The following is a 12,987-nucleotide window of genomic DNA, read 5'->3' as shown; positions in this document are numbered from 1 at the left end:
GTTCGGCTGGAGCCGCGTCGTGCCACTCGCCGAGAGGCGACCTGCACACCGACACCAGCGCCGCCCCCGGCCCACCAGCCGGGGGCGGCGCTGTCGTGCGTCCTCGGTTCGCGAACCTGTCTCAGTTGACCTATCTTCAGAGGGTCGCTCGCGTGGGAGGGGGTGTCGGGGTGGGTCTACGGACCTTTATCGAGGGTTGGCCGGTCTATCGCCAGCTCACCGGCACGGACCCGCTGGGCCGGGGTGCCGCGGCGAAGTCCGATGGGTCCCGGGCGCTGACCGCCCGCACCGATGACGCCGATTCGATGGCTCGTTCTGTCTGCCCGTACTGCGCTGTGGGGTGTGGTCAGCGGGTGTTCGTGAAGGACGGGCGGGTCAGCCAGATCGAGGGTGATCCGGACAGTCCGATCTCGCGGGGTCGGCTCTGTCCGAAGGGCGCGGCGAGCAAGAGCCTGGTGACCAGTCCGCTGCGGCAGACCAAGGTCCGCTACCGCCGGCCGTACTCGACGCAGTGGGAGGACCTGGAGCTCGACACGGCGCTCGACATGATCGCCGACCGGATCCTCGCCGCCCGCGAGCAGACCTGGGAGGACGTCGACACGCAGGGCCGGCCGCTCAACCGGACGCTGGGCATCTCCAGCCTGGGTGGGGCGACGTTGGACAACGAGGAGAACTACCTCATCAAGAAGTTGTTCACCGCGATGGGGGCGCTGCAGATCGAGAACCAGGCCCGTATTTGACACTCCGCCACCGTCCCCGGTCTGGGGGCCAGCTTCGGTCGTGGCGGTGCGACGGATTTCCAGCAGGACATCGCCAACGCTGACGTCATCGTCATCCAGGGCTCCAACATGGCTGAGGCACATCCGGTGGGTTTCCAGTGGGTGATGGAGGCCAAGCGTCGGGGGGCGAAGGTCTTTCACGTCGACCCGCGGTTCACCCGGACGAGTGCGGTCGCGGATGAGTACCTGCCGATCCGGGCGGGCACGGACATAGCGCTGCTCGGTGGGGTGGTGCGCTACATCCTGGACAACGAGTTGGACTTCCGGGAGTACGTGCTCGCGTACACCAATGCGGCGACGATCGTCAGCGAGAAGTTCAGCGACACCGAGGACGGCGATGGCTTCTTCTCCGGCTTCGACCCGGAGACCGGCGCCTACGTGCAGGACAGCTGGCAGTACGAGGGGCACGAGGGTTCGTCGGGCAGTGGGCACACGGCGCAGGAACGGGACAGCGCGGCGGGGTTGACGCACGAGTCGCACGGCGCGCAGGTGAGCGGCCAGACCCGCCGCGACGAGTCGTTGCAGCACCCGCGCTGCGTCTACCAGATCCTCAAGCGGCACTTCGCCCGTTACACCCCGGAGATGGTGGAGCGGGTCTGCGGCATCTCGCAGGCACAGTTCCTGGAGTTGGCGCGGGCGTGGACGGAGAACTCCGGCCGGGACCGGACCGGCATGCTGATCTACTCGGTGGGCTGGACGCAGCACAGCGTCGGCGTGCAGTACATCCGCACCGGCGCGATCATCCAGCTCCTGCTGGGCAACATGGGCCGCCCGGGTGGCGGGGTGATGGCCCTGCGCGGGCACGCCAGCATCCAGGGCTCGACCGACATCCCGACGTTGTTCAACCTGCTGCCCGGTTATCTGCCGATGCCGCACCACGCCGAACACCCGAGCTTCGAGGAGTGGGTGGACAGCATTCGCCATCCGGGGCAGAAGGGCTTCTGGGGTAACGCGGGGTCGTTCGCCGCCAGCCTGCTCAAGGCGTACTGGGGTGACGCGGCGACGCCGGAGAACGACTTCTGTTACGGCTACCTGCCGCGGATGACCGGTGATCACGGCACGTACCAGCAGGTGCTGAACATGATCGACAGGAAGATCAAGGGGTACTTCCTGCTCGGGCAGAACCCGGCGGTCGGTTCGGCGCACGGACGGGCGCAGCGGCTCGGCATGGCCAACCTCGACTGGCTCGTGGTCCGCGACCTGTTCATGATCGAGAGCGCGACGTTCTGGCAGAACGGCCCCGAGGTCGCCACCGGCGAGATCGTGCCGCAGGAGTGCCGCACGGAGGTGTTCTTCCTACCCGCCGCGTCGCATGTGGAGAAGGAGGGCACCTTCACCCAGACCCAGCGGCTGTTGCAGTGGCGGGAGAAGGCCGTCGAGCCGCCAGGTGACGCCCGCTCCGAGCTGTGGTTCTTCTACCACCTGGGCCGCCGGCTGCGCGAGAAGCTGGCCGACTCGCCGCTGCCGCGCGACCGTGCGCTGCTCGACCTCACCTGGGACTATCCCACGCACGGTCCGCACGCGGAGCCGAGCGCCGAGGCGGTGCTGCGCGAGATCAACGGGTACGACGTGGCGACCGGCCGTCCGCTGTCCAGTTTCGCGGACGCCCGCGCGGACGGCTCCACCGCGATCGGTTGTTGGATCTACACCGGCGTGTACGCGGACGGGGTGAACCAGGCGGCCCGGCGCAAGTCCCGCCACCTTCAGGACTGGGTGGCCGCCGAGTGGGGCTGGGCGTGGCCGGCGAACCGGCGCATTCTCTACAACCGTGCCTCCGCCGACCCGGACGGCAACCCGTGGTCCGAGCGCAAACGCTACGTGTGGTGGGACGCGGAGAAGGCCGAGTGGACCGGCTACGACGTGCCGGACTTCGAGAAGACCAAGCCACCGTCGTACCGGCCGCCGCCCGGCGCGTCCGGGCCGGAGGGCATCGCGGGCGACGACCCGTTCGTCATGCAGGGCGACGGCAAGGGCTGGTTGTACGCGCCCAGCGGTGTCCTGGACGGGCCGCTGCCGACGCACTACGAGCCGGTGGAGTCGCCGGTGCGTAACCCGCTCTACGGTCAGCAGGCCAACCCGACGCGCAAGATGTACGCACACCCGGTGAACTCGGTGAACCCGAGTCCGCCGCAGGAGCACGCTCAGGTGTTCCCGTACGTGTTCACTGTCAGCCGGCTCACCGAGCACCACACCGCCGGTGCGATGAGCCGGACGGTGTCACCCCTCGCGGAGTTGCAACCGGAGATGTTCGTCGAGGTGTCCCCGGCCCTGGCCGGCGAGGTCGGGCTGACGCATCTGGGTTGGGCGCACCTGGTCAGCGGCCGCGCGGTGATCGAGGCGAAGGTGCTGGTGACCGATCGGCTCACCCCGTTGCGGGTGGACGGTCGGATCATCCACCAGGTGTGGTTGCCGTACCACTTCGGTTTCGAGGGTCTGGTCACCGGCGACTCGGCCAACGACCTGTTCGGCATCAGCCTGGACCCGAACGTGCTCATCCAGGAGAGCAAGGTCGGCACCTGCGACGTGCGGCCGGGCCGTCGTCCCACCGGCCCGGCGTTGCTCGACCTGGTGGCCGACTACCAGAGGCGCGCCGGGATCATCCCGGGCCAGCACGCGCCGGCCGTGACCACCGACGACGAGGGGAAGGAGCACGGTGCTCCCTGACCCGAACAGCCTGTACGGTCCGCTGGACCCGGCACCCGAGGCAGGCTATGAGAACGCGCCGCCGCGGATGGGGTTCTTCACCGACACCAGCGTCTGCATCGGCTGCAAGGCCTGCGAGGTCGCCTGCAAGGAGTGGAACGGCGTTCCGGAGAGCGGCCTGGACCTGCTCGGCATGTCGTACGACAACACCGGCGCGTTGACAGCGAACTCGTGGCGACACGTCGCGTTCATCGAGCAGCCCCGCCCGGCCGGGCATGGTGTCGCCCTGGCGGACGTTCTCGGGGCGCCGGTCGACGCCGACCGGACCCGGCCGGTCGACGCGGGACCGCAGTTCCTGGGGATGCCGGGGGCCCAACCACCGGGCCGGGGCACGGGCGTCGAGGAGCGCACGGATTTCCGGTGGTTGATGATGTCGGACGTCTGCAAGCACTGCACCCATGCCGCCTGCCTGGACGTGTGTCCGACGGGTTCGTTGTTCCGCACGGAGTTCGGCACTGTGGTGGTGCAGGAGGACATCTGCAACGGCTGCGGTTACTGCATCTCGGCGTGTCCGTACGGGGTGATCGACCAGCGTAAGGACGACGGTCGGGCGTGGAAGTGCACGCTGTGCTACGACCGGTTGGGCGCGGGGATGACTCCGGCGTGTGCGCAGGCGTGTCCGACCGAGTCGATCCAGTACGGGCCCCTGGACGAGCTGCGTGAACGCGCCGCCGCCCGGGTGACGACGCTGCACGACAGGGGCGTCCCCGAGGCCCGCCTGTACGGGCACGACCCTGACGACGGCGTGGGTGGTGACGGCGCGTTCTTCCTGCTGCTGGACGAACCCGAGGTGTACGGGCTGCCGCCCGACCCGGTCGTGACCACCCGTGACCTGCCGAAGATGTGGAAGCGCGCCGGCCTCGCCGCTCTCGCCATGGCGGCGGCGACCGTCGCCGCGTTCGTCGGAGGTTCCTCATGATCCCGTCGGGCGCCGTGGGCGACCGGTTCCGTCGCTTCCGGGAGCGGCTCGCCGACGAGAACGGTCACCGACCCTCGGTGAGCACCCCCGGGGGTGACCAGACGGTGCGGCGGAGCGGCGAACCTCCCGGCCGGCGGCGCAGGCGGCGCGGCGGTGGCGCCGAGGAACTGCGGGTGCCGGAGGCCGAGTTCACGTCCTATTACGGTCGGCCCATCCTCAAGGGGCCGGTGTGGAAGTGGGACATCGCGGCGTACCTGTTCACCGGCGGGCTGGCAGCCGGCTCGTCGCTGCTTGCCGCGGGTGGGCAGCTCACCGGGCGGCCCGCGTTGCGGCGCGCCGGTCGGGTCACCGCGTTGGCCGCCGTCAGCGCCAGCGCCGTCTTCCTGGTCAAGGACCTGGGCCGGCCGGCGCGGTTCCACCACATGCTGCGGGTGGCCAAGCCGACCTCACCGATGTCGATGGGTACCTGGATCCTCACCGCGTACGGTCCGGCGGCGGGTGTCGCCGCGATCGCCGAGGCGGCCGGTGTGCTGCCCCGGCGCGGTCTGCTCGGGCTGGCCGGCCGGGCGCTGCCGTCGATCGGGCACGCCGCCGGGCTGCTCGCCGCCGGCACCGCTCCGGCGCTGGCCACGTACACGGGGGTGTTGCTGGCCGACACGGCGGTGCCGTCGTGGCATGAGGCGTACCCCGAGTTGCCGGTGATCTTCGCGGGCAGCGCGTTGGCCAGCGGCGCCGGCGTGGGTCTGCTCGCCGCGCCGCCGGCTGAGGCCGGGCCGGCCCGCCGGATGGCGGTGGCCGGCGCGGCCCTGGAGCTGTACGGCGCGCATCGGGTGGAGACCCGACTCGGCCTGCTCAGCGAGCCCTACCGGTTGGGTCGGCCGGGTCGGTTGCTGCGCGCCGGGCGGTTGCTGACCGCCGGCGGGGTGGCGGGTGCTCTGCTGGGCCGGCGCAGCCGGGTGGTCGGGGCGCTCTCGGGGACCGCGCTGCTGGCCGCGTCGGTGCTGACCCGGTTCGGCATCTTCTACGGCGGCGTCGCCTCGGCCCGTGACCCCCGCTACACAGTGGTGCCGCAGCGCGAACGGGTCGAGGCGCGGCGAACCGCCATGGATCTTCCATCTGATCGGGCGGAGCCGCCCGCGGTGTGATCGAATGTCCGGTGGAGGCGTTCAGGCGGCTGGTGCCCCTCCCGGTCTTCAAAACCGGAGTGGTCCGGGACCCGGGCCAGGCGGGTTCGATTCCCGTCCGTCTCCGCCACACCGCTTGCAGGAGATGACGTGATGGGCGACGGCCCGGTGGACCCGCGACGTCGGGTGCCCCGTACGGACACGCTGCTCGCCGACCCGGTGCTGGCCGCCGCCACCGTGACTTTCGGCCGGGAGCAGGTCAAGGCCGTCGTCTCCCACGCGCAGGGCCGCGCCCGTCGCGGTGAGCTCAACCCCGACGAGGTACGCGACGCGGCGGTCGCCGCGTTGCCCACGCCCGGCCCCCGGGTGGTGCTCAACGCCACCGGTGTCGTGCTGCACACCAACCTGGGTCGGGCGGCGTTGTCGTCCGCCGCGGTCGCCGCGGTGGTGGCCGCCGCCGGGCACACCGACGTCGAGTTGGACCTGGCCACCGGCCGGCGGGCCCGCCGTGGCCGGGGCGCCCTCGACGCGCTGGCCGCCGCCGTGCCCGACGCGGGCGCCGTGCACGTGGTCAACAACGGCGCGGCCGCGCTGGTGCTGGCCGCCACCGCGTTGGCCGCCGGCCGGGAGATCGTGGTCAGCCGCGGCGAACTGGTCGAGATCGGTGACGGTTTCCGCCTGCCAGACCTGTTGGAGAGCACCGGCGCGCGGCTGCGCGAGGTGGGCACCACCAACCGCACCACAGTCGCGGACTACGCCGCCGCGCTCGGCCCGCAGACCGGTTTCGTGCTCAAGGTGCACCCGTCGAACTTCCGGGTCACCGGCTTCACCTCCGCCGTCGGGGTACGGCAACTGGCCACGCTCGGGGTGCCGGTGGTCGCGGACATCGGCTCCGGGCTGCTCGGCGCGGACCCGCTGCTGCCCGACGAACCGGACGCGTCCAGCACCCTGCGAGCGGGCGCCACGCTGGTCACCGCCAGCGGCGACAAGCTGCTCGGTGGGCCGCAGGCCGGGCTGCTGCTCGGTGACGTCGAGGTGGTCGACCGGCTGCGACGTCACCCGCTGGCCCGGGCGCTGCGGGTGGACAAGCTCACCCTGGCCGCGCTCGCCGCCACAGTGCACCAACCGCACAACCCGACCCGCGCGGCGCTGCACGCCGAGCCGGGTGCTCTGCGGGAACGGGTGGAGCGCCTGCGGGACCGCCTCGGCGCGGACGGCCGCAAGGCGGAGGTGGTGCCGGCCGTCGCGGTGGTCGGCGGGGGCGGCGCCCCCGGCGTGGAGTTGGACTCGTGGGCGTTGAGCCTGCCCGAGCGGTACGCGTTCCCGCTGCGCACCGGAAACCCGCCGGTCCTCGGGCGGGTGGTGCGCGGGCGACTCCTGCTCGACCTGCGCTGTGTGCCCGCCGACGCCGACGACGCCGTCCGCGCGGCGGTGCTGCGCGTACCCGGGGACGACTGAACGTGTTCGTCGTCGCGACCGCCGGGCACGTCGACCACGGCAAGTCGACACTGGTCCGGGCGTTGACCGGGATGGAACCCGACCGGTGGGCCGAGGAACGCCGCCGGGGGATGACCATCGACCTGGGTTTCGCCTGGACGACGCTGCCGTCCGGCGCCACCGTCGCCTTCGTCGACGTACCCGGGCACGAGCGCTTCGTGCCGAACATGCTCGCCGGGGTCGGCCCGGTCCCGGCAGCGCTGATCGTGGTGGCCGCCGACGAGGGCTGGATGCCGCAGTCCGCCGAGCACCTGGCCGCGCTCGACGCGCTCGGCGTCGCGTACGGCCTGCTCGCGGTGACCCGCGCGGACCTGGCCGATCCGGGACCGGCGACGGCCCGCGCCCGCGCCGAGATCGCCGCGACCAGCCTCGGCGCGGTGCCGGCGGTGGCGGTCAGCGGCCTGACCGGCGCCGGCCTGCCAGAGCTGCGGGCCGCCCTGGACCGCCTCGCCGCCCAGTTGCCCGCGCCGGTCGTGGACGACCCGGTCCGGCTCTGGGTGGACCGCAGCTTCACCGTGCGGGGCAGCGGCACAGTCGTCACCGGGACCCTCGGCGGCGGCCGGCTGCGGGTCGGCGACGAACTGGAGCTCGCCGGCGCCGACGAACCGGTCCGGGTTCGTGGCCTGCACTGCCTGGGCGAGGCCCGCCCGGAGGCGGCGGCGGTCGCCCGGGTCGCGGTCAACCTTCGGGGCACGCCGCGCGACCGGCTCGGCCGGGGCGACGCGCTGCTCACCCCGGGCCGGTTTCACCACACCGACCTCGTCGACGTCCGGCTCACCGGCGACCCGGCCGGCGACCTGCCGGCCACCCTCACCCTGCACGTCGGGTCGGCGGCGGTGCCGGTACGGGTGCGCCCGCTCGGCCCGGACACCGTCCGGCTGCGGCTGGCCCGCCCGCTGCCGTTGCTGGTGGGTGACCGGGCGCTGCTGCGGGACCCGGGCCGCCACCACGTCAGCGGCGGGGTGCGGGTGCTGGACGTGGCACCGCCACCGCTGGGCCGACGGGGTGCGGCCGCCGCCCGCTCGCAGGTCCTCGCCGAGTTGGACGGTCGACCCGACCTGGCGGGGGAGCTGCGCCGTCGCCGACTGATCCGGGCCGGCGCGTTGATCCGGATGGGTGTGCCGGTGCCTACCGGGCGGGACAGCCCGGCGTGGGCAGCCTCGGTGGCCGGTGACTGGCTGGCCGACCCCGCACACTGGCGGCAGCTCGGCGAGCGGCTGACCGAGGAGGTCGCCCGGCACGCGCGGGAGCACCCGTTGGAGCCCGGAATGCCGGTGGACGCCCTGCGTCAGCGCCTCGCCCTGCCCGACCGGGTGCTGGTCGAGGCGCTGGTCCGGCCGCCGCTGAGGATCCACGCCGGTCGGGTCGGTGCGGCGAGCGCCAACGCGCTGCCCGAACCGGTGGCCCTGGCCGTGAGCCGGGTCCGCGCCGAGTACGGCGACCGGCCGTTCCGCGCCCCGGAAGCGGACCGCCTCGTCGACCTCGGCCTGGGCCCCCGGGAGATCGGCGCCGCGGTGCGGGCCGGGGCTCTGCTGCGGCTGGCCGACAACGTGGTGCTGCTGCCCGACGCGCTCGACGACGCGGTCCGGGTGTTGGCCGGGTTGCCGCAGCCGTTCACCCTCTCCGCGGCCCGGCAGGCGTTGGACACCACCCGCCGGGTGGCGGTGCCCCTGCTGGAACTGCTGGACCGGCGGGGCGCGACCCGCCGGCTGCCCGACGACGCCCGGATCGTCGTCACCTGAGCGTCACGCCGTGACCTCGCCAACCACTCTCAGTCCAGGTCGGACATGTCCAGCACGAAGCGGTAGCGGACGTCGTTTCGCCGGAGGCGGTCGAGTGCCGTGCCCACCTGCGCCGACGTGAGTACCTCGATGTCGGCGGTGACGCCGTTGTCGGCGCAGAACTGGAGCATCTCAGCTGTCGAGCGGCGGCCTCCGCTCCCGGCGGAGCTGAGCTTCTTGCGGCCGACAAGCAGGTCGGTGGTTTCGACGGTGACCGGACCCAGATATCCGAGCAGGCTGAGGGTGCCGTCCATCGCCACGAGCTTCAGATACGGGGCGAGGTCGTGCGGTGCGGAGATGGTGTCGATGACGAGGTCGAAGGTGTCGCGGGCAGCAGCCATCTGCTGGGGATCGGTGGAGTCGACGAGGCCGTGTGCGCCGAGCCGGCGGGCGTCGTCCCGCTTGTCCTGGGTGCGGCTGATCACGGTCGTGGTAGCGCCGAGTGCCACGGCCATCTTGACCGCGAGGTGGCCCAGGCCGCCGAGCCCGGCCACGGCGACGCGAGTGCCTGGGCCGACGCGATGGGAGCGCAGGGGCTCCCACACTGTGACGCCGGCGCACAGCAGCGGGGCAGCTGCGGCCGGGTCGAGGCCGGCGGGGAGCGGGTAGGCGAAGGTGTTCCGCACGACGTATTCGCGGGAGAAGCCACCCAGGGTCGTCGACCCGTCCTCCCGGTCTGTGCCGCCGTAGGTCAGGGTCGGGAAGGAGTGGCAGAAGTTCTCCTGTCCGGCTGCGCACATGGCGCAGGCGCCGCAGGAATCGACGATGTTGCCCACCGCGACGCTTTCGCCGATCGAGAAGCTGGTCACCTCGGGGCCGGTGCCGGTCACCACGCCGGTGAATTCGTGACCGGGCACCAGTGGGGCGTTGGTGTGCTGGTCGTAGTCGCGCAGGGCGTGCAGGTCGCTGTGGCAGACCCCGCAGTAGTCGACCCGCACCGCGATGTCGTCTGGGCGTAGGTCACGACGCTCGATCGGGGTACGCCGCAGCTCCGTCGGGCCGGTCGCTCGCCATCCGGTGGTCCGTCGCATGATCGACTCCTTTAAACAGACTGTTCGGTCTGTTGCAGCCTAGGTCGGGCGGCGCGCCGAAGCAAACCAACTGTTCTGTTTTGCTAGTGTGGAAACATGCCGGAGCAGCCCCTGACCTCGCGAGGTGCCGCGACCTACCAGCGCATCCTGGACGCCGCCACCGAGGAGTTCGCCCAACACGGCATCGCCGGGGCCCGCGTCGAACGCATCGTGAAGGCGGCCCGCACCAACAAGGCGCAGCTCTACGCCTACTTCGGGGACAAGGAACGACTGTTCGACGCGATCTTCCTCAGCTCGCTGGAACGCATCACCAACGTCGTGCCCATCGACGCCGACGATCTCGCGGACTGGGCCGTTCGCCTCTACGACGAATACCTGCGCCGCCCCGACCTCATCCGGCTCGCGACCTGGACGCGGCTGGAACGCCGGCCCGCCGGACACCTCGTCGAGACCCACCAGCACTACGACGATCGCAAGCTCACGGCAATCGCCGAGGCCCAGGCCGCCGGACGGATCCGCGGTGGTGACCCGTTCGACATCATGGCCCTGGTCATCGCGATGTCCATGGCCTGGTCGCCGGTGAGCAACGTCTACGCGGCCAGCAGTCAGGAACGTGACGACGTGCATTCCCGACGTCGTGCTCTGCTTCGCGAGTGCGTCCGGCGAGCCACAGTGCCGACGGACCAGGATCAAGCCGACGGACCAGGATCAACCTGACCGCTGACCGCCGCGACCGATCCGGTGCTGACACGGTTGCGCCGAGATGCGACGGTGGGCTGATGGTCGAGGTGTCCCCGTCCCGGGCGCGGCCGGGCGATGGTCGGCGGCGCGTCGTCTCGGTGGCGCTGCGCTGGGGGCTGCCGGTGCTGTGGGTGCTGTGGGCCGGTCTGGCGTGGTGGGTCGAGCCCCGCGCGTCGACCGAGGCCCAGCTCGACCGGGATCTCGCGGCCGGCCGGGTGGTGAGCTACCAGCGGGCGGCCGGCTGGGCCGACGACGGCGCGTACTGGGGGAGCCAGCCGCGTGTGCAGTACGCGGCCGACGGGGGGATGCTGACCTGGACCGTGTCGAACGGCCAGAAGCGGTACGCCGCTGGGGCGCCGTTCGCCTCGGACTCGTCCACCGTCGGGCCGGACTCGTCGGCGAGCACCGGGTGGGACGCGCGGCGTGCCGCAGTCGACGGTTCGTGGCAGGCCGGGGGCGGCACCGCGCACCGGATCGGGAACGCCGCGGCTCTGCTCGCCGGTGTGCTGACCGTGCTCTGGCTGGGCCGATTGATCGGTGGCGCGCCGCCGCTGGTCGGCACCCGGTGGTTCTGGTTCTGGGTCGGGCTGCTGCCGTTCGGGGCGGGTGTGTTGGCCTGGACCTACCGGGAGCTGTGGAGACCACCGCCGGTGCCGGTGCCTGACCGGGGTTCGGGGTGGCGCGGGCTCGGCTGGCTGATCCTCGCCGCGGTCGGCAGCAGCCTCCTGGTGTCCGTTGCCCGCATCGTGTTCGGGACGACGGTGGTGCCGGGCTGAGCCGCCGATGCCGGGCCAACCGGCCCCGAGGTCGGCGATGGTCACCTACGGTGACGCCATGGACCCTTCGGCGGTCTGGCGGGACCGGCAGCACAAGTGGCGGATCGAGGCGTACCGGGCGCCGGACCTCCGTTTCGCCATCTACGCCACCAACGGCCCCACCGAGTCGGTGCCGCTGTGGCTGTTCGGCATGTCGGCCCTGGCCCGGTGGCTGATGACCCACGCCATCTCGCTGGACGACCTGGAGGTCGACTGAGCGGGGGCGCGGTCGCAAACACCGCCCACGCCGCGCCCCGCTGCGGTTGAGTGACCTCAGGCGGCGGACGGGGGCACGCGATGGGCAGTCAGCTCGGGCAGTTGGCGTTGGTGGCCGTGCTGGTGCTGGTCAACGCCGCGCTCTCCGGCAGCGAAATGGCGCTGGTGACCCTGCGGGAGGGCCAGTTGCGGCGGCTGGGCCGGCGCAGCCGCGCCGGTGACCGGTTGGTGCAGCTGTCCCGCGACCCGAACCGCTACCTGGCCACGATTCAGCTCGGCATCACCCTGGCGGGGTTCCTGGCCTCGGCGGCGGCCGCGGTGTCGTTGGCCTCTCCGCTGGTCGGGCCGTTGGGCTTCCTCGGCGCGGCGGCGCGTCCCGCCGCGGTTCTGCTGGTGACCGTGCTGCTGACGTTCGTCACGCTGGTGCTCGGTGAGTTGGCCCCGAAGCGGCTGGCCATGCAGCGGGCCGAGCGTTGGGCGTTGCTGAGCGCCGGCCCGTTGGATCTGTTGGCTCGGGTGTCCCGGCCGGCGGTGTGGCTGCTCAGCCGGGCCACCGACGCGGTCGTGCGGCTCGCCGGTGGTGACCCGCGGGCCAACCGGGAGGAGATGACCGAGGAGGAGTTGCGGGAGATGCTGGCCAGCCAGCGCGGTCTGTCGGCCCAGCAGCGGGAGATCCTGACCGGCGCGTTCGACATCGCCGGCCGGACGCTGCGGGAGATCCTGGTCGCCCGGCGGGAGGTGACGACACTGCCCGCCGATCTGGCCGCCGACGAGGGCGTCCGGCGGCTCGCCGCCGCCGGACGGTCCCGCGCTCCCGTCACCGGCCCCGGCGGCCTGGACGAGGTGCTCGGGGTGGTGCACATCCGCGACCTGGTGCGGGCCGGCACCGCTGAAGTGGGTGAGCGGGTCCAGGCGCCGCTGCTGCTCCCGGTGACCCTGCCGGTCGCCGACGCGATGCGTCAGCTGCGCCAGGAGCATCAGCAACTGGCCCTGGTGGTCGACGAGCACGGGGGCATCGACGGCATGATCACCATGGAGGACCTTCTGGCCGAGGTGGTCGGTGAGCTGTACGACGAGACCGACCGTGACGTGCACGGGGTGATCCGGGAACCGGACGGGTCCCTGCTGGTGCCCGGTGACTTCCCGCTGCACGACCTGCCCGACCTGGGGGTGCGGCTGAGCTTCCCGTTGTCCCGGGACTACACGACAGTGGCTGGTCTGGTGCTGGCCCGACTGCGGCACCTGCCGGACTCCCCGGGTGAGACGGTGCGGCTGCCCGGTCTGACCCTGCAGGTGGTGGAGGTCGCCGACCGGGCGGTGCGCCGGGTACGCCTCTGCGGGTTCGTCACCGAACGCTGAGCGTTCACCCAGAAGGTTGACA

10 protein-coding genes and 1 tRNA gene are annotated in these 12,987 nt (G+C 72.2%); 10 read left to right on the top strand and 1 reads right to left on the bottom strand.

Annotated features, from left to right (window positions below; genetic code table 11):
• Nucleotides 1-170 precede the first annotated feature (170 nt).
• From fdh to selB, 6 genes are all read left to right on the top strand, one after another.
• The gene (gene fdh, locus ABZU43_RS17755) at nucleotides 171-3,443 is read left to right on the top strand and encodes a formate dehydrogenase (RefSeq protein WP_355007575.1); all 3,273 of its coding nucleotides are present in this window, start codon (nucleotides 171-173) and stop codon (nucleotides 3,441-3,443) included.
• The gene (locus ABZU43_RS17750) at nucleotides 3,433-4,401 is read left to right on the top strand and encodes a 4Fe-4S dicluster domain-containing protein (protein WP_355007574.1); all 969 of its coding nucleotides are present in this window, start codon (nucleotides 3,433-3,435) and stop codon (nucleotides 4,399-4,401) included. The genes fdh and ABZU43_RS17750 overlap by 11 nt, the downstream gene beginning before the upstream one ends.
• Nucleotides 4,398-5,546, top strand: a complete 1,149-nt coding sequence (gene nrfD, locus ABZU43_RS17745) for an NrfD/PsrC family molybdoenzyme membrane anchor subunit (protein ID WP_355007573.1) — start codon at nucleotides 4,398-4,400, stop codon at nucleotides 5,544-5,546. Before ABZU43_RS17750 ends, nrfD begins: the two co-directional genes overlap by 4 nt.
• 13 nt (nucleotides 5,547-5,559) lie before the next feature.
• Nucleotides 5,560-5,655 (top strand) — tRNA-Sec (locus ABZU43_RS17740).
• 23 nt (nucleotides 5,656-5,678) lie between these two features.
• Nucleotides 5,679-6,983: an L-seryl-tRNA(Sec) selenium transferase gene (selA, locus tag ABZU43_RS17735; RefSeq protein ID WP_355007572.1), complete on the top strand. Its 1,305-nt coding sequence runs from the start codon at nucleotides 5,679-5,681 to the stop codon at nucleotides 6,981-6,983.
• A 2-nt stretch (nucleotides 6,984-6,985) separates the two neighbouring features.
• Complete coding sequence (gene selB / locus ABZU43_RS17730; RefSeq protein WP_355007571.1) at nucleotides 6,986-8,764, top strand: selenocysteine-specific translation elongation factor; 1,779 nt, start codon at nucleotides 6,986-6,988, stop codon at nucleotides 8,762-8,764.
• Nucleotides 8,765-8,793: 29 nt separating this feature from the next.
• Here selB and ABZU43_RS17725 read toward each other — a convergent pair whose 3' ends face one another.
• A complete protein-coding gene (locus tag ABZU43_RS17725; protein WP_355007570.1) occupies nucleotides 8,794-9,834 on the bottom strand; it encodes an NAD(P)-dependent alcohol dehydrogenase in 1,041 nt (346 codons plus the stop codon).
• A 96-nt stretch (nucleotides 9,835-9,930) separates the two neighbouring features.
• Between ABZU43_RS17725 and ABZU43_RS17720 the strand changes: the two genes are divergently transcribed.
• The 4 genes from ABZU43_RS17720 to ABZU43_RS17705 all read left to right on the top strand — a co-directional run bounded on the left by ABZU43_RS17720 (nucleotide 9,931) and on the right by ABZU43_RS17705 (nucleotide 12,965).
• The gene (locus tag ABZU43_RS17720; protein WP_355007569.1) at nucleotides 9,931-10,551 is read left to right on the top strand and encodes a TetR family transcriptional regulator; all 621 of its coding nucleotides are present in this window, start codon (nucleotides 9,931-9,933) and stop codon (nucleotides 10,549-10,551) included.
• 62 nt (nucleotides 10,552-10,613) lie between these two features.
• A complete protein-coding gene (locus ABZU43_RS17715) occupies nucleotides 10,614-11,351 on the top strand; it encodes a hypothetical protein (protein ID WP_355007568.1) in 738 nt (245 codons plus the stop codon).
• A 58-nt stretch (nucleotides 11,352-11,409) separates the two neighbouring features.
• Nucleotides 11,410-11,607, top strand: coding sequence for a hypothetical protein (locus tag ABZU43_RS17710; protein ID WP_238669770.1), 198 nt, complete (start codon nucleotides 11,410-11,412; stop codon nucleotides 11,605-11,607).
• Between the two features lie 80 nt (nucleotides 11,608-11,687).
• Nucleotides 11,688-12,965, top strand: coding sequence for a hemolysin family protein (locus ABZU43_RS17705; protein ID WP_355007567.1), 1,278 nt, complete (start codon nucleotides 11,688-11,690; stop codon nucleotides 12,963-12,965).
• The last annotated feature ends 22 nt before the right edge of the window (nucleotides 12,966-12,987 follow it).

It is taken from the genome of Micromonospora sp. NPDC005205 (genome assembly GCF_040608275.1).
GTDB lineage: Bacteria > Actinomycetota > Actinomycetes > Mycobacteriales > Micromonosporaceae > Micromonospora.
This window is presented reverse-complemented; position numbering and strand designations above follow the sequence as displayed.

What these genes read in the sequence shown, in the direction of transcription:
- selA (WP_355007572.1), top strand. Translation starts at nt 5,679, where the DNA reads ATGGGCGACGGCCCGGTGGACCCGCGACGTCGGGTGCCCCGTACGGAC.
- ABZU43_RS17715 (WP_355007568.1), top strand. Translation starts at nt 10,614, where the DNA reads ATGGTCGAGGTGTCCCCGTCCCGGGCGCGGCCGGGCGATGGTCGGCGG.
- ABZU43_RS17710 (WP_238669770.1), top strand. Translation starts at nt 11,410, where the DNA reads ATGGACCCTTCGGCGGTCTGGCGGGACCGGCAGCACAAGTGGCGGATC.
- nrfD (WP_355007573.1), top strand. Translation starts at nt 4,398, where the DNA reads ATGATCCCGTCGGGCGCCGTGGGCGACCGGTTCCGTCGCTTCCGGGAG.
- ABZU43_RS17720 (WP_355007569.1), top strand. Translation starts at nt 9,931, where the DNA reads ATGCCGGAGCAGCCCCTGACCTCGCGAGGTGCCGCGACCTACCAGCGC.
- ABZU43_RS17725 (WP_355007570.1), bottom strand. Translation starts at nt 9,834, where the DNA reads ATGCGACGGACCACCGGATGGCGAGCGACCGGCCCGACGGAGCTGCGG.
- ABZU43_RS17705 (WP_355007567.1), top strand. Translation starts at nt 11,688, where the DNA reads ATGGGCAGTCAGCTCGGGCAGTTGGCGTTGGTGGCCGTGCTGGTGCTG.